The sequence below is a fragment of the Sphingobacterium pedocola genome (assembly GCF_015209965.1).
Lineage (GTDB): Bacteria > Bacteroidota > Bacteroidia > Sphingobacteriales > Sphingobacteriaceae > Sphingobacterium > Sphingobacterium pedocola.
Map to the genome: position 1 here is coordinate 308035 of NZ_MU158693.1, position 16395 is coordinate 324429.

Below are 16395 nucleotides of genomic sequence, written 5' to 3' on the forward strand. Positions count from 1 at the left end.
CAAAAGCCACATTTTCAAGGATGTGGCTTTTGTTTTATACAAACGCTATAAGATGATCTTTTCTCCAATAGAAGGGAGTTCTAATCGCAATCCTGACTCCCGAAATAATGTCACAGCTTCCTTCTTATCAATAGTAATAGGGGGAAAAGTATCGTAATGTATACCAACAATGTTTTTACAATTCACAAATTCAGCAGCCCTTACTGCATCAAACATATCCATGGTATAATGTCCTCCAATTGGTAAAAACGCCCAATCTAAACCTAGGTCACTTAATAATTTCATTTCTAACGTCAATCCGGTGTCCCCCGCAAAATAAATTCTTCTTTCCCCTATAAAGAAGACATAACCACAGGGAAATCCGCCATAATTTCCATCTGGAGTGGAATTGGTATGCAGCGCGTATACCATTTTAACCATCCCGAATGGCAACCTCAATGTTCCACCGAAATTAAATTCAACGACTTTTTCCGACACTACACCTTGTTTTCTTACCCACTCCGCGGTTTCAACAATAGCAACGACAGTGGCATTGCTATTCTTTTGAATCAGCGCCATATCCGCTACATGATCTTGATGCCCATGGGATAAAAAAATGTAATCCGGTTGTATAGAATCAATATCAATACCTTTTGCTAACGGATTATACGTTATAAATGGGTCTAAAAGAACTTCTGTATCGTTAAAATTAAACGCTACACAAGACTGTCCATAATATGTTACCGAAATCTGATCCGCCATCTGATTATAAATTTAGTATGTATAAAAAACGGCTAGCCGTTGTTAAATAAATTGCCCAACCCTCCAAGCATATCCTGCGTAGCAGCCTGCATCTCTGTTTGACTTACGTTCTCCGCTTGCGTCAGTGCTTTATTTAATGCAACAACTAATAGTTCTTCGATCTGCTCCTTATCTCCATTCTGAAACATTTCCTCGCTAATGACTATTTCTTTGATTTCTTTATTTGCGGTCGCAACGACGCGCACTTTCCCTCCTTCTGCCTCTCCCGATACAGAAATATTATTCAATCTAGCTTTGATTTCTTCCGCTTTTTGTTGAGCTTGAAATAATTTATCGAACATAGTTGTTATGTATTAAATTTAAGGCAAGTTACAAAATCAGTATCGCAGCTCAAAATTCAGATTTGCATTAGGTTAATACAAAAGACCTAGTTACCTTTGCAACATGGCAAAATACGAAGAACTAATCGAGGAATTAAAATCGGTTAACCCGGAAGAAGCAGCGCGTCTGGAAGAAGAAATGAACATCATCGTACATAAATTAAAATTCCTTCCCACAGAAAGTTTTTCCAATGTAATTTTGTTGAAGCAACAAGAAGGCTTCGAACCGTATACTTCTACTGCCATAGCTGAAAAGGTAAAAATAGCAGGAGGTAATTTGACAGATAGCCTAGATGCAAATCCAGATAAAATTATTATCGTACAACAAGACGAATCGCTTTATAGCACGCTTCCTCTACTACTAAATCAACCAGCGATTATACAATCAAAAGCTTTCGCAAATAATGCAATTTATATCATTCATAACGCGGAATTCGACAAGGAAGATGCGCTTTATCTTTCCGACATCGAAATTTTAGCTGAGATATTGCAACCTAAATATTTTTTCTATGGCAGAGATGGAATCGACTGGGTCAAATTTGAAATAAACTAAAAAATAGGGGGCTTAAAAAATTTTTAAGCCCCCTATTTTTAGTTTATGAACTTCTTCCGAAGGACGACATATAATTTATCGACGGTTTGCGGCTTTTCAGACCAACCATTTTTCAAGGCATAATTAGATTGTAAAAAAGCATCCGCCTCGCCAAAATTATCAAAACGATTTAAGAGCTCTACCGCTTCACTATAAGCCAGACTATAACCATTGAATAGATCTTTTATAAATAACAGTTTATCATTCAAACTTATGGCGGATTTCAGATCTAAGACGCGTTCGGCGGATGTTGAGGTCTGAAATTGTTGTGTAAAATTCGTGCCAGTTTGTTTTTGTTGTTGAATCATCTCATTTAGCGTAAGCGGACGGGAAGGTTTAATAGGCTCTTCAAATTCCACCGACTTTTCTTCCACCACGACTTCCTTGACGATCGGAGTATCGATCACCGATTTTTTAACCGCTTCGGCCTCCACACGAGATATAGGTTGTTCGGCTTTCTGTTCTTGAATGAAAGGTTCTTCTTCTCGTTCCGGAACTTCAACGACTTCTTCTATCACTTCTTCTTCGACACCCGGAGCTTCCTCTTCCTTTGCCGAAATATCATTATCCATACTAATTTCCGTTTCTATAAACAACGGCTTTTGTTGCGGAACTTCCACAATCTCTTCCTTTACTTTTTGTACATCTACTTCATTTTGTTGCAATTCAGATGGCGGAGTAAAAATAGGACTAGAAACCTCATTTTTTTGATCTGTGGGTTTATTCTCGCGCTTTACCGAAATGTCTAAGGTTGTCAACTTTCTCAAAGCCTTGAGATGGACAGATAAATAATCAATTTTACCAGCAAGCAAAACCAACTCTACTGGATCTGTATTCTCTTCTGCTTTTACATGAGCATATTGCGAATTTATTTCTGCTAATAAAGTATCGATTTTCGCGAACAATTGTGATTCAGACGTTGCCATTAGATATATTAAAATTTATAGTAATCATTAAATTTGGTGAAGAAATCTGACAAATCAAATCTCTTGATTCTGATGCAGTTCAAAAATATCTTTCACACTAATACATCAAAAATAATATATAATTTCGATATTCGTGCAGAAGTATCAGGGTTTTATAGAAACTTAACAGTTTCTGATGTACATTCAAATTATGCTTTTTTCGGAACACAATTTCAACAATAGGAATAGACAGGTAGGGAGTATTGAAGTCATTTGTGGCTCTATGTTTTCTGGAAAAACGGAAGAATTAATACGTCGGATGAGAAGAGCACAGTTTGCGAAACTTAAAATAGAGATTTTCAAACCTTCACTAGATAACCGCTATGCGGATAAAGAAGTCATATCGCACGATAGCAACAGCATCCATTCTACTCCCATCAACCATTCTTCTGCGATATTATTACTGAGCAGCGACACGAAAGTAATTGGAATAGACGAAGCTCAATTTTTCGATGATGAATTACCGAATGTTTGTATTCAATTGGCAAATAAGGGCATTCGCGTCATCGTTGCCGGATTGGACATGGATTACCAGGGAAAACCCTTTGGACCGATGCCGAAGCTTCTTGCTATTGCCGAACATATTGTTAAAGTTCATGCGGTATGCGTGCAATGTGGGGCTCCCGCAAATTATTCGTATCGTTTTAATGATAATAAAGACATTGTTTTACTGGGGGAGAAAGAAAGCTATGAACCGAGATGTAGACACTGCTACTATAATCTACCTTTATAAGGCACCTAGAGCAAGTACTTCATAAAAGTTAGGGCTATAATTTACTCACAATGCTTTTGTCAAGCGGTGTCACCGCCGAACGATACCGATGTATCAATACCCCCTTTTCATCAATTAAATATTTTTCAAAATTCCATTTTATGTCACCGGTAAAATCGGGATTAACTTGCTCATTCAAATATTTAAATAAGGGATTTATACCATCGCCCTTCACTTCAACCTTTTCTGAAAGAAGGAATGTAACACCAAAATTTTTCTCGCAAAACGACTGGATTTCAGCATTAGTACCCGCCTCCTGATTTCCAAAGTTGTTTGCGGGGAAACCAATGATAACAACTTCTTCACCATAAAGGGTATGCAACTCCTGCAACTCTTTATATTGCTTGGTAAAACCACATTTAGAAGCAGTATTCACTATCAAAATTTTCTTCCCTTTGAAATCTGACAGGCTTATTTTTTCGCCATCCATAGAGGTAAAAGAGAAATCGTAAATAGACGTTGGCGGAATAACCATATTCAACATCATAATTAAAGACATGATAAGCATAATTTTCTTTTTTATATTAGATTTGCTGGTAATTCATCTCGCGCTGAATTACAAATTCATACAGTTCTTCTATTGGTGACTTTAAAATTTTGCCAACCCGTACACCATGCACCTCGCACACTTCACGAAGGTGCATATCAAAATGGTAGGCGATCCTTCCCACAAAGTTACATTCGTATTCCCAATAATTGGGATAGCTCATTATATTCGTTCGCACATATTCGTCAAATCCGTTTCTCAACAAGTTATCGATAAAGGGATGCAATCGATTTTCATTCATAAACTCGGCGAATGACGCCAAATAGGAATTAGCTCGCTCCTTTTGGTACACATTTTTAATAACAATATCTTTGGTCAGCCGATATTTTTCACCAAATATCTTCGCTAAATCACGCGGCATTTTTTCATACAAATAACTTGTTATTAATTGCTTACCAAACCAAGACCCTGAACCTTCGTCTCCTAGTACATATCCGTTACCATTATGACTTGGTGTCAAGTTTTCACCGTCAAAAAAGCTAATATCTGATCCGGTACCTATTGTAGAGACATAACCTTTCTTATGTCCACAGGTGGCGTATGCAGAACCTAACAAATCGCTCTCCACAGATATAAAAGCATGTGGAAATAAATTTGTAAGTGCATTCGAAACAATTTCCCGTCGATCAGGTGTAACACACCCCGCACCAAAAAAATACACCTCTCGTATCTCATCTATGTAAGGAATAATTTCAGGAACTTCTTTCACGACTTTCTCAATATCCTTTTCACTCATAAAGAAAGGGTTCAGGCCCTTAGTTCTAAATTGCAACGGTTTGCTATCTGGAACATTCAATATCCAATCTGAGCTCGACGAACCACTATCAGCCACTAATATCATAGTTATACTATTTTTTAGGTATCTACTCGTACCTCAAATTTAACTAAAATGCTTTGCATTTACAAACTTAGCAAACCATCTCATGCATACGCTAAAAATAAACGCGAATAAATAACCGGACGAAGCGATTTCATACATAATCTTATAAGGCAAGCTCAGGTGAATAACTCATCCTAAAAAAATTATTTAGGTGTAATTTACTTTTATATGCTGCAATATCTCTCTTGAATCCAACAAATATTTATTTTGGAGTAGGCTACTTTAAAGTTAATTTTGTAAATTAACTTCATTCACATAATAGCTTTTTTACTATGTCTTCACCAACCGTATTTTTTCATGTATCTTTTGTCGAACCTCAAGCTCATTATGCGGAAATAACCATGCGAATTCAAGGATTACAGAAACCCTTTGTAGATGTCAAAATGCCTGTATGGGCGCCGGGGTCTTACCTAATACGTGAATATGCCAAAAATGTAGAACGGTTCCGAGCGTATAACCTTTCCGAAGAATTAATTCCACACGAAAAGATTTCGAAAAACACATGGCGTATATATTCGGACGATAAGGAGATTCACATTCGTTATAGCATATACGGTTTTGAAAATTCAGTACGCACAAATTTCATAGATGATTCCCATGCATTTCTAAGCCCTGTAGGAACTTTTATGTACGTAGACGATTGTTTAGACTATCCTGTGCATATACAGATTAAAAGACCTGATTTTTGGTCAAAAATATCTACTGGATTGGAGAAATCCACCGATTTACCAGACACCTATATCGCTCCAAATTTTGACATTTTATTCGACTCACCTATTGAAATTGGCAACCAAGATACATGGTCGTTTGATATCGGTGGTACGCTGCATGAATGCGCAATGGTCGGTGGAGGAGTTTACGACAAACAGAAACTTACGCAAGATATCACCACCATTGTAACGGAAGAAAACCGAATCTGGGGAACCAATCCTAATACATACTATCTCTTTATTACCCACAATTACCAAAGTAACAATGGTGGATTAGAACATCTCAATTCGACCGTGCTTGCTACCTCAAGACTGGGCTATAGTCAAGACGCCACTTACAAAAGCTATTTAAGCCTGATCGCACATGAATATTTTCACCTCTGGAATGTAAAGAGATTAAGACCTAAGGCATTGGGTCCCTTTGATTACGAAGCGGAAAACTACACAACCGGACTGTGGATCATGGAAGGCTTTACGTCGTATTACGACAACCTGATTATCAGAAGATGTTCCTTCTTTGACGAAAAGGAATACCTTCAGATGCTTGCATTGGATTTCAATACGGTGTATAATAGACCAGGGCATGAAATACAAAGTGCGGCGTTAGCCAGTCATGATACGTGGATAAAACAATATCGACCCGATGAAAATTCACATAACACCAGTATTTCCTATTACAATAAAGGAGCGATGCTTGCAGCTGCAATCGATTTAAAAATACTTGTTGAAACCAATGGCCAACAACGTCTAGACGATGTACTCAAAACAGCTTATCAAAAATTCTATCTATTAGAAAATCGTGGTTTTGAAGAACATGAACTCATGGAACTCGTACATCAAGTTACAAACGTAAATGTTTCCGAAATATTCAACGCTGCACACACCTTGGAAGAACTAGATTACAATTTATATTTCAATAAAGTCGGATACGAAATTATCGATCTCAATGCAAACTCACAGTCTCTTTCAATGGGCATGAAAACCGTTAACAATGACACACGGATAATTGTTAAAAACATAGATCGTGATTCTGCTGCTTGGAAAGGTGGACTCAACGTAGATGACGAAATTCTCGCCGCTAATGGTTATCGGATGGATCCAACGGGCCGTACGATCGATTACATTTTGGCGAATTCCAAAGAGGGGGATCAGGTAAGTTTGATTATTTCGCGTGATGGCTTAATCAAAAACCTAAACGTACAACTCCAATATTCCGATAAGAAATCTTTCATCATTCAACGCAAGGAAACCGCAACTGTTGAGGAAAGAAGATTGGGAAATATATGGCTTTCTATAGAGTAAAAATAAGGGTGATTTTTCTAGTATCACCCTTTATTTTTTAAAATTTATACCGTATAGAAAGGCCAAAAGGATCAATCAATCGGATTGAACTCTCTTGTATAAAATCAAAATAAGGCTTTACATCTAGCGACACGGCTAAGGGTGTTGTAGGAATGTTGTATTCCACACCAATAATTCCATCCACACTAAGTGCCAATTCCGTGGAAGCGTTTATTTGTTCTCCAGCGGCATTTCTGTAAGCTTTGTATTTATAACTCCCTATACTTCCACCTACACCATAAAACCATGAAAAATCTCCTGTGATGGGTTTGTGCCATTGGTATAGACCAACTACTCTAAAACGACTTGATCTTGAATTACTCTGCACACTCATAATACCTTCAATCGCACGATCTTCAGCCAACGTATACCGATAAGTAATACCGGTAGCGCTACCAAACCTTGCTCCTATTGCATGCTGACTAGGAAGCTGAGCAAATGCATCTTTACCAAAAAATAAAACGGTACCTAATAAAAAAATACTGCGTAATGTGTTCTTCATATATCTATTTAAAATATCCAACTGCCAAAAGTAATACTATTTTTAAACGTATAAAATTAAAAACAGGTATATATCAATGATAATTTATGTTCGTTAAGAAGAGTTAGCTTGTTCGATTTCCTCCATGAATAAATTTTCGGAGGCAGCGGAGAGAATGTTAAATCGCATAGTGCTCATTCATCCCATTAAAACGTACATTGATGAAAAATTTGTTTTTTACAAGCGTTGTTTCTTTGGAGTTTCAAGCCGCTACGTCCATATTTTCGATGCGATTATACTTGCAAATAAAAGCAAATTTCTTTAAGTTTAGAACTGTTGATAGGAAACAAATTATAAACACACATTAAATTCAATGTATATGGAAACTGCAACTAGATTATTCGACTTACTAAAAGGCAATACTCACGCGTCTTCAAAACAACTTCTTGTTGCAAAGCGTCATGAAAATGGGTGGCGTGAATACGAATTAACGGAAATACTACAAATTATAAACAATCTAAGTAAAGGACTATTAACTAAAGGATTAAAAAAAGGGGACCGCATCGCTTTAATGTCTGGAAATAGACCCGAATGGAACTTTATAGATTTCGCGTGTAATCAATTAGGTATCGCATTAGTCCCCCTCTATCCTACCCTATCCAGCCAGGACTTATCATATATTGTAAAAGATGCAGATGTAAAATATGTATTTGTCAGCAATGCAGATCTAGCAGCAAGAGTAGACGCGGCAATTACTGAAGGTCAACTTAGTCTTGATGTATACACCTTCGAAGATGTCTCAGGCAAACCAAACTATAATGAGCTTATCGAACTCGGAAAAAGCCAAGAAACAGACCTTAAACCTTATAATGACGCCGTCGACGAACAAGATTTACTGACACTGATTTACACTTCGGGTACAACCGGCAAGCCTAAAGGGGTATATCTAACGCACAAAAACATATTAAGCAATGTCAATGCTTCTGCGCATCTACTAACAGATGATTACAAGACAGCGCTTAGTTTTTTACCGTTGTGCCACATTTTTGAACGAATGGTCGTATATCTCTATATTTCGAGAGGTTTGCGTATCTACTATGCTGAAAATCTAGATAACATTGTCGTAGATATCAATGAGGTGCACCCCGAACTATTCACTACAGTGCCGCGTGTGTTAGAAAAGGTGTATGACAAAGTAGTAGAAAAAGGAAAGGCACTAACTGGGATTAAAAAGTCTCTATTTTTCTGGGCATTGGATTTAGGACACAAATATCAAGAACCACCTTTAAATAGCTGGTGGTACAACGTTAAATTAGGTGTAGCACGCAAATTGATTTTTTCTAAATGGAAAGAAGCATTAGGCGGCAATATTAAACTAATTATTTCTGGCGGAGCAGCGTTACAAGAGCGTCTTGCTCGAGTATTTTGGGCTGCAGACATTAAAATTCTGGAAGGTTATGGCCTCACCGAAACATCGCCAGTAATCGCCGTAAACTCGTGGGTCGAAACCGATGTAAAATTCGGCACAGTAGGCCGTGTTCTCGGGAATCTAAGTGTAAAGATTGCGCCAGATGGCGAAATTTTGGTAAAAGGCCCTTCTATTACTCCTGGTTATTATAAAAACGACGAAGCAACCAAAGAATCGATTGATCAGGAAGGCTACTTCCATACCGGAGATATTGGCGAACTTACGAAAGACGGCTTTCTGCGGATCACAGACCGTAAAAAAGAAATTTTCAAAACTGCTGGAGGTAAATATGTTGCACCACAGGTATTGGAAAACAAATTAATGGAATCTACGTTAATAGGTCAAGTAATGGTGGTCGGAGAAAATCAACGTTTTCCTTCCGCATTGATCGTCCCTGCATATGAAGAGCTGGAAAAATGGAGCAAGTACAAAGGAATATCCAGCACTTCGCGACAAGATCTCCTTAAAAATGATCAAGTTCTCACTAAATACCAGCAAGAAATAGAAAAAGCAAATGCCAATTTTGGTCAATGGGAAAAAATCAAAAAATTTATACTTTTAACAAAAGAATGGACCATTGACAATGGCGAATTGACGCCGAAATTATCTTTAAAGAGGAAGGTTATATTACAAAAATATGATGGTCAAATAAAAGAAATATATGCAGAACACCAATAATGCAAATACAAGAATGGAGAAAGAATCTTTTTTATTAAAAACAAAGGGCTTCGGTCGATTATTAATAGATGCAGGAAATGGCTTCATCGAAGATAAATGCATGAAGCTTAGTGCATCATTAGCTTATTATACCGTTTTCTCCATCGGACCATTGATTATAATCGTAATTTGGGCCCTTGGATTCTTTTATGGTGCGCATCTTGAAGGATCGGTGGGTGCACGCGACGAAGTAATGGATGAACTAAATGACGTCTTCGGTCGAGATATAGCTGCTCTCTTGGAAGGCGCTATTCAAAAAATATCGTTCGAGAACAAATCGAATATAGGTTTGATCATTGGTATATCCACATTGGTCATCACGTCCACCACTATCTTCGTCGACATTCAAAGCTCAATCAATGAGATTTGGAAAGTAAAACCCAAACCGAAAAAAGGTTGGTTAAAGCTTATTATCAACAGACTCATTTCCTTTTCAATGATACTGGGATTAGGTTTCTTATTAATGGCGTCCCTGCTGATTAGTAGTGTTATCGGCATGCTTACTTCCCGTATCGAAAGCGTATTGGAAAACTGGAATATCCAATTGTGGGATTGGCTTAACACAGGAATCACCTTTCTGGTTATCGCGACGTTATTCGGTTTTATTTTTGCTTTTTTACCTGATGCCAAAGTTCGTTTTAAGGACATCTTAGGAGGAGCTCTATTTACAGCCCTCTTATTTATGGTAGGTAAATATGGTATATCATTTTACCTAGCGAACAACGCGACTGCAACGGCGTATGGTGCTGCGGGATCAATTATTATTCTTTTAGTGTGGGTTTATTATTCATCCGCAATATTATATTTCGGAGCAGAGTTTACAAAAGAATATGCCGTAAAATATGGACAGGGCATACATCCCGCGTCTTTTGCCGTTCTTGTAAAGCAAACTGAGCTAGAGATTGATCCAGAAACAGGTAAACGAGAAGTAGTCAAGAAACACAACGAACCCGTGCAATAGAGATTCGATAGGCTCTTCAAAGCGCAAAGCCTATCGAATTTCTTAGTTTACATTATAATAATAAACGGATCGGCCTATTTTTCCGGCATCATCTATCCCTTCTACTACCACTTTATATTTACCGTTACCATCCGCATTATAATAATCCAGACTGATCTCCCCACTCTCGTCGATCACAACAGAAGGGTTCCAATATACGGTGCTGCGATAATCATTCGTATTTCTACTTTGATCGGTATCGTATTTCGGAGAATAAAACGTGCGTTCTTTAATATACCCCAACGGAAACATATCAATCACGTTAGATTTCGGCAGCATCGCTTCGATTTCAGCTAGCGACATCCGCGGCCCTTTTGGTTTTTCCTTTTTTGTGATGATAGATACAACACCATCATTTTGATACATACGGCTTACCGTACCCAGGTCATCCCGTAAAAAGATCTCAATAGCCTCTACTTCAGCGGTCTGAATGGAATTAAGCGAGGGCTCATCAATCGGCATCCCATTTAAGAAAAACTGTACGGGAGTACGGCTTCCTTGGTTATAATTTCGGGTTATATAATATTTTAAAGTTTGCGAATCGTATGTAACACCTGTGAGCATTGTGGTCAAACACATGGTCAACACATTGCATCCACTTAGACGTTCCCCCTCTATACGGTGATCGGCCATGGACAGTCCCGACAAGGCCGAAAATTCCTTGCTCGTGCGCTGCTGTCTAACGACCCCGGTAACCGTTACCTCGTCGATCAGAATAGAAGTTCGGTACTCATTTTTGCTGTTGGTAAGATAAGCTGTAAGTTGCTGGTCTATGTTCAGAACTTCATTGCTGGTATACGGATTTCGGAGATCTATAGCGGGATAAAAAGATTGATCCATATTAATAACCAAATTGCGGTAATTATCATTGCTTCTCGCGTTGATGGTCACTTTGACTGAATCTGGGAACACTAAATTTTCAAAAGAAAATCGCCCATTTTGATCCGTATAGGTATCCTTACGTAAAGCACGCGCAGGTACCGACAATAAAAGCCCTCCATTGGGATAAGGTCTACCTGTATTCAGGCGTAATATCCCAGAAAGCGAAATCCCCTGCTCCGGCATAAAATTTACCTGCGGAAATTTTTCGGCGATCAATTCGGTATAATCAAATCTCCTGAACCCTTGTGTCATCATTAAAGCATCCAGTGCTTCTGCTCGATTTTCTACGTTCTCATCAAAATAAAAATTGGGTTTTTCGACATACCCTTTCAAATCCGAGGTCAATAACAAACTACTTACAATTGTATTTTCCTGGTGGTCGTCATACGGCACTTTCGCTTCATCGATGACAGATATCGAAAGGTGACTAGGTAATTTTTCTGCAGAAATATTTGTAATATCTAATTTAACTGCTTCTTTTTTTACGTAATCTTGTTTATTTGATTTGACTTGGATATTCAATTCGGAATTCCCCTTATTAAACACTAACCGCTCACTAATCGGTTTGCCTTGGGGAGTCAAAACGGTGAACTGTATGATACCGCTGGGTAGGTCTTCTTTCGGTACAGAAATCAATAGGGATGAATTTTTTAAAGTTGCCTGCGCTGCGTAAACCAAATGTCCATTTAGCTGCGCTAAAATGTAAAAAGACGAATTTTGAATTTTCGAAAAATAATTTTCACTCGTGATAAGACCTATCTGAATAGCGTTATCGTCCGATTTATGATAGACTAAATTTACAGCTTCTTCTTTTACGACAGGTAAATCAAATGTACGTTCCTCTTCACCTTCAATAGCCACTACGGCTTTATAAGATTCGCCCACTTGAGGGAGTAATGAGAAGTATCCCATTCCCAAACCTAGATCTGAAAATTCAGCTACTGTATTTTTTTTGCTGTCGATTACCTTCCCTTTTACAGCTAAGCCCTTCCCATCGGATCCAATAGCCTTAAAAGCAACATTTTTCGCAACACCGCCAATTAAATCACCTCCCTCGGGGAAAAATTGGACATCCGTTTCTTTTAGTGCATTTTTTAGCGGAAAGTCACCAATCAAAGCGCTTGCATTTTCTGCTTCGACTTTTACGATCAAACGTCCATTTTTCAATATTTCTTTATCTTTTGAAGAGAATGTAATAGAGGCTCTACCCATATCATCCGTCTCAGATTTGCCTTTATCAAACGGATCCCAACCATCAATTGCTTCCCAAGTAATTTTACGTTTGCCTAGCAAATCACCTCTTGCATCTTTAAATTGAATTTGCGCTTTAGTTTTGTTGCCTTCGGGTATATATGTGATCGTTGTTCCCATTTTTTTATTGATCGCATCACCAATAGGAACGATTTTATTAAAGAAAAATGAGCCATCAAAATTCATCATCCATTTTGTATATGCTCTAAACCGGTAGTTATCTTGCTTTATATATTGCGGATCAAGCACTAAATATCCATTTCCAGTACCTTTATCTAACGGAATACGTAAGGTTTGTACAAGGGAATCTCGCCCATTAATAACCTCCACGTAACCTACTTTACTGGGTTCATACTCTACTAAGTTACGATGCAGATACATTTTAAACCACAAGGTATCACCAACTGCATAATAAGGTTTATCAAAATGGAGATGGACTTTTTCTACTGGATAAACACCAAAATATTTTTGCACACGCTCTACAACTGTGTTAATTGGAATTTTAGGTATTTCTTGGCCCTTAGAAGGCAAAATGATCAGCACAAATAATAAAAGGAATAATAAACTTTTGATTTTGTTCATAAGACTAAATTAACAGAAATAAAATGATTTATCAAAAACGCAACAATCATTTTCCGTCCTTGGCCAACCACTAAATTTAGCTAAAGATAAAGAATTTTATTTTTCCAAATCTTTAAAAGAAGTTAAGATTTTCAAAGAGGTCACAGGACGGGGGCAAGAAGCCTACAAATAGAGTCGATTCCTCGCTTCCATTTAGGCCGCGATTGCCACATCGCTAAAGTTAATAAATCACACTCAAGCTTGTCGATTTCAAATTGTCGCTCCATTTCGGAACATAATTTTTGATCTGAAACTGCTGCTGCAACTTCATAGTTGATATAAAAACTGCGTATATCTAGATTCACTGTCCCTACAAATGCCAACTTTCCATCAACAGTAATTGTTTTCGCATGCATAAATCCTCTATTATAAAGATAAACTTTTACACCACGTTCCAACAAAGGCTTCAAAAATGAAAACGAAGCATGATGCACAAGATAGGAGTCCGATTTTGCCGGGATCATCAATTCAACCTCGACCCCAGACGAAGCAGCGATCATTAAAACAGAGGCCAGCTCGTCACTAGGTATGTAATAAGGTGTGCACAGCTGTATTTTCGTATTCGCCTCGCCCAATGCAATAAGGATCGCTTCCATGTTAAACGGCCCCTTTGAAGCAGGATCACTCGACACAAAAGCAACAGCTGCGTTCTCGTTAGTATTTTTGTATTGTCTTAGTTCTTTTAAATAACCCTTTTCCAGCATAAATGGTTCGCCATCCGCCTGATTCCAAGAATGCCAAAAACCAACTTGCAACATATTGATTGCCATTCCTTCAATACGTAGCGACGTATCCCGCCAATATACTGAATTATTGTTTTTTGGGTCATTGATATAGTTGTCTGAAATATTAATCCCGCCAATAAATCCAATCTCACCGTCTATTACTGCTATCTTTCTATGGTTCCGATAATTGCTGTTTGCCAGAGAAGAAAAGGTAACGGGCAAAAACGCGTTAAATTGAATATTCGATTTTACGCGCTCCATATACCTAACCAAAGCAGGAGAGCCAAAACTGTCTACAATAAGCCTAACTATAATACCCTCATTTGCCTTAGTTTCTAAAATATTTAAAATCTGAAGTCCTATATTATCTGGCTCGAAGATATAATATTCCAAATGAATGGAATGTTTAGCGGCTGTAAGTGCTTCGATAAAATATTCAAATTTTTCCTCCCCATTTACTAATAATTTCACCTCATTATTCATCGTGGGCGACGACAGTCTTTCATTCTTTAGAAAAGTAAAAACCCGTGAGAGATCACCTATATCATCGCGAATATCATGGATAAGTTCTTCCATGATAGGATCCAAACGCTCCCACTCTTTTTTTAACCGTACCGCTTGTCGCTGATTAATCCGCTGCATCTTTTTTACTTTGGAGAACTTCTGTCCAAAAAAATAATACAATAAGAGACCGATAACAGGCAAAAACACGATAACAAGAACCCAAGCCATTGTCTTGCTAGGGTTTCTATTTTCAATTAAAAGGGTACTAATTACACCGATATATAAAAACAACGCCGGTAACCAATACCATTCCTGCAGTATATGGAAAAGCTCTTGTATTTTTTCTGTTCGTAAGATGTGTTGCATTGTTAGCGATTGACTTGGTTAGCAATAAAAGCTTCCCTGCGAGGAAGCTTTTATATGATTTAAATCGTTCTGTCAGAATCCCAACTCTCTAAATAATCAGCTACTCTTTTTATAAATGTACCTCCTAATGCACCGTCTATAACCCGATGGTCATAAGACATAGTGATATACATCATATGCCTTATGGCAATTACATCGCCGTGCTCCGTTTCTAGTACGGCAGGTTTTTTCTTAATCGTACCCACTGCTAAAATTGCAGCTTGAGGTTGATTAATAATAGGCATTCCAAAAATATTTCCGAATGCACCAATATTTGTAAATGTAAATGTCCCTCCTTGCGTATCGTCCGGTTTGAGCTGGTTCGTGCGAGCTCTATTAGCAAGGTCATTTACAGATTTGCTCAGTCCCACCAAACTCAATTGATCCGCATCTTTTATAACAGGTACAATCAGATTGCCGGTGGGCAACGCTGCGGCCATACCTACATTAATATGTTTACGCTTAATAATATTGTATCCATCGACCGAAACATTTACCATCGGAAAATCTTTCAATGCTTTGCTTATTGCTTCTATAATCAAAGGAGTGAATGTGATATTCTCTCCTTCGCGTTTCTTGAACGCATCCTTTACTTTATTTCTCCAGTTGACAAGATTGGTAACATCTGCTTCGACCACCGAAAAAACATGTGGAGATGTCTTCACGCTGTTTACCATGTGATCCGAAATCAATCTACGCATTCTATCCATCTCTATGATCTCATCCCCATCCATGCTCTTCAAGACCTGAACTGCTGTTGATACATTTGGATTGGATATCCGTGAATCGCTTACAGGAGCTACTGAGCCAATACTAGCAGATGATTGAATCGAACTTGAATCGCCCTTGGCTGCAATATAATCTAATACATCCTGCTTCGTAACACGGCCATCAGAACCGGACCCTAGAATTTTATCCAATTCGTCCTGTGCGATCCCTTCTTCCTGTGCAATGCTTTTTACCAAAGGCGAATAAAATCTATTTTCACTCGTTATAGTCGCCTGTAAGGTATCTTGAGTTGGAAGTGCTTTATTTTCCAATGCGTCCAAACCGGGTACCGGCACGCCGAAATTATCTTGTGGTACTTCCCTTTGCTTTTCTGCTTCTTCAGCATCGCTTTCACCTTCCACTTCCAAGATGGCAATCACATCGCCTACTTGTGCAATTTCACCTTCTGTAAAAAGAATTTCTTTCAATTTACCTGCTACCGGTGAAGGAACATCCGAATCAACTTTATCAGTAGCGATCTCCACTACCGCTTCATCTTCTTGAATAGCATCCCCTAAGGACTTTAACCAATTTGTCAAAGTTGCTTCAGAAACACTCTCGCCCATTTTTGGAAGCACCAGCTTATATATTCCCATATTGATATCGTCTTTAAAGCCCCTAAATTAAATATTTATGAGTATAATA

General features: G+C 38.1%; 14 protein-coding genes. 5 read left to right on the forward strand and 9 right to left on the reverse strand.

What is annotated here, in order from left to right; translation table 11 throughout:
• Positions 1-45: 45 nt before the first annotated feature.
• Together C4F40_RS20865 and C4F40_RS20870 are read right to left on the reverse strand one after the other, a co-directional pair.
• Positions 46-741, reverse strand: a complete 696-nt coding sequence (locus C4F40_RS20865; RefSeq protein WP_231390162.1) for a metal-dependent hydrolase — start codon at positions 739-741, stop codon at positions 46-48.
• Between the two features lie 32 nt (positions 742-773).
• Entirely contained in the window at positions 774-1082 is a 309-nt protein-coding gene (locus tag C4F40_RS20870) for a YbaB/EbfC family nucleoid-associated protein (protein WP_196941359.1), read from the reverse strand.
• Between the two features lie 103 nt (positions 1083-1185).
• Between C4F40_RS20870 and C4F40_RS20875 the strand changes: the two genes are divergently transcribed.
• Entirely contained in the window at positions 1186-1674 is a 489-nt protein-coding gene (locus C4F40_RS20875) for a substrate-binding domain-containing protein (RefSeq protein WP_196941360.1), read from the forward strand.
• 38 nt (positions 1675-1712) lie between these two features.
• Here C4F40_RS20875 and C4F40_RS20880 read toward each other — a convergent pair whose 3' ends face one another.
• The gene (locus tag C4F40_RS20880) at positions 1713-2639 is read right to left on the reverse strand and encodes a hypothetical protein (protein WP_196941361.1); all 927 of its coding nucleotides are present in this window, start codon (positions 2637-2639) and stop codon (positions 1713-1715) included.
• Between the two features lie 175 nt (positions 2640-2814).
• Here C4F40_RS20880 and C4F40_RS20885 point away from each other — a divergent pair, with 175 nt between their 5' ends.
• Positions 2815-3411 carry a thymidine kinase gene (locus C4F40_RS20885; protein WP_390881667.1) on the forward strand — a complete coding sequence of 199 codons (597 nt, stop codon included), beginning with the start codon at positions 2815-2817 and terminating at the stop codon, positions 3409-3411.
• 34 nt (positions 3412-3445) lie between these two features.
• Here C4F40_RS20885 and C4F40_RS20890 read toward each other — a convergent pair whose 3' ends face one another.
• Together C4F40_RS20890 and C4F40_RS20895 are read right to left on the reverse strand one after the other, a co-directional pair.
• The gene (locus C4F40_RS20890) at positions 3446-3958 is read right to left on the reverse strand and encodes a glutathione peroxidase (protein WP_196941362.1); all 513 of its coding nucleotides are present in this window, start codon (positions 3956-3958) and stop codon (positions 3446-3448) included.
• A gap of 16 nt (positions 3959-3974) precedes the next feature.
• Positions 3975-4838, reverse strand: coding sequence for an N-acetylglucosamine kinase (locus C4F40_RS20895; RefSeq protein WP_196941363.1), 864 nt, complete (start codon positions 4836-4838; stop codon positions 3975-3977).
• 311 nt (positions 4839-5149) lie between these two features.
• Here C4F40_RS20895 and C4F40_RS20900 point away from each other — a divergent pair, with 311 nt between their 5' ends.
• The gene (locus C4F40_RS20900; protein ID WP_196941364.1) at positions 5150-6889 is read left to right on the forward strand and encodes a M61 family metallopeptidase; all 1740 of its coding nucleotides are present in this window, start codon (positions 5150-5152) and stop codon (positions 6887-6889) included.
• A gap of 37 nt (positions 6890-6926) precedes the next feature.
• On the opposite strand, the gene C4F40_RS20905 is transcribed toward C4F40_RS20900, so the two are convergent.
• Positions 6927-7430, reverse strand: a complete 504-nt coding sequence (locus C4F40_RS20905; RefSeq protein ID WP_196941365.1) for a hypothetical protein — start codon at positions 7428-7430, stop codon at positions 6927-6929.
• 358 nt (positions 7431-7788) lie between these two features.
• On the opposite strand from C4F40_RS20905, the gene C4F40_RS20910 reads away from it, so the two are divergent.
• Positions 7789-9555, forward strand: coding sequence for an AMP-dependent synthetase/ligase (locus C4F40_RS20910; protein WP_196941366.1), 1767 nt, complete (start codon positions 7789-7791; stop codon positions 9553-9555).
• On the forward strand, positions 9539-10555 hold the full coding sequence (locus C4F40_RS20915; protein WP_231390163.1) for a YihY/virulence factor BrkB family protein: 1017 nt from the start codon (positions 9539-9541) through the stop codon (positions 10553-10555). Before C4F40_RS20910 ends, C4F40_RS20915 begins: the two co-directional genes overlap by 17 nt.
• A gap of 42 nt (positions 10556-10597) precedes the next feature.
• Here C4F40_RS20915 and C4F40_RS20920 read toward each other — a convergent pair whose 3' ends face one another.
• From C4F40_RS20920 to C4F40_RS20930, 3 genes are all read right to left on the reverse strand, one after another.
• Entirely contained in the window at positions 10598-13309 is a 2712-nt protein-coding gene (locus C4F40_RS20920) for a carboxypeptidase-like regulatory domain-containing protein (protein WP_196941367.1), read from the reverse strand.
• A 140-nt stretch (positions 13310-13449) separates the two neighbouring features.
• Complete coding sequence (gene cls, locus C4F40_RS20925) at positions 13450-14943, reverse strand: cardiolipin synthase (protein ID WP_196941368.1); 1494 nt, start codon at positions 14941-14943, stop codon at positions 13450-13452.
• 59 nt (positions 14944-15002) lie between these two features.
• Positions 15003-16346 carry a dihydrolipoamide acetyltransferase family protein gene (locus tag C4F40_RS20930; RefSeq protein ID WP_196941369.1) on the reverse strand — a complete coding sequence of 448 codons (1344 nt, stop codon included), beginning with the start codon at positions 16344-16346 and terminating at the stop codon, positions 15003-15005.
• Positions 16347-16395 lie beyond the last annotated feature (49 nt).

Coding starts and splice junctions, on each gene's coding strand:
- C4F40_RS20865 (WP_231390162.1), bottom strand. CDS start 741: ATGGCGGATCAGATTTCGGTAACATATTATGGACAGTCTTGTGTAGCG.
- C4F40_RS20870 (WP_196941359.1), bottom strand. CDS start 1,082: ATGTTCGATAAATTATTTCAAGCTCAACAAAAAGCGGAAGAAATCAAA.
- C4F40_RS20875 (WP_196941360.1), top strand. CDS start 1,186: ATGGCAAAATACGAAGAACTAATCGAGGAATTAAAATCGGTTAACCCG.
- C4F40_RS20880 (WP_196941361.1), bottom strand. CDS start 2,639: ATGGCAACGTCTGAATCACAATTGTTCGCGAAAATCGATACTTTATTA.
- C4F40_RS20885 (WP_390881667.1), top strand. CDS start 2,815: ATGTACATTCAAATTATGCTTTTTTCGGAACACAATTTCAACAATAGG.
- C4F40_RS20890 (WP_196941362.1), bottom strand. CDS start 3,958: ATGCTTATCATGTCTTTAATTATGATGTTGAATATGGTTATTCCGCCA.
- C4F40_RS20895 (WP_196941363.1), bottom strand. CDS start 4,838: ATGATATTAGTGGCTGATAGTGGTTCGTCGAGCTCAGATTGGATATTG.
- C4F40_RS20900 (WP_196941364.1), top strand. CDS start 5,150: ATGTCTTCACCAACCGTATTTTTTCATGTATCTTTTGTCGAACCTCAA.
- C4F40_RS20905 (WP_196941365.1), bottom strand. CDS start 7,430: ATGAAGAACACATTACGCAGTATTTTTTTATTAGGTACCGTTTTATTT.
- C4F40_RS20910 (WP_196941366.1), top strand. CDS start 7,789: ATGGAAACTGCAACTAGATTATTCGACTTACTAAAAGGCAATACTCAC.
- C4F40_RS20915 (WP_231390163.1), top strand. CDS start 9,539: ATGCAGAACACCAATAATGCAAATACAAGAATGGAGAAAGAATCTTTT.
- C4F40_RS20920 (WP_196941367.1), bottom strand. CDS start 13,309: ATGAACAAAATCAAAAGTTTATTATTCCTTTTATTATTTGTGCTGATC.
- cls (WP_196941368.1), bottom strand. CDS start 14,943: ATGCAACACATCTTACGAACAGAAAAAATACAAGAGCTTTTCCATATA.
- C4F40_RS20930 (WP_196941369.1), bottom strand. CDS start 16,346: ATGGGAATATATAAGCTGGTGCTTCCAAAAATGGGCGAGAGTGTTTCT.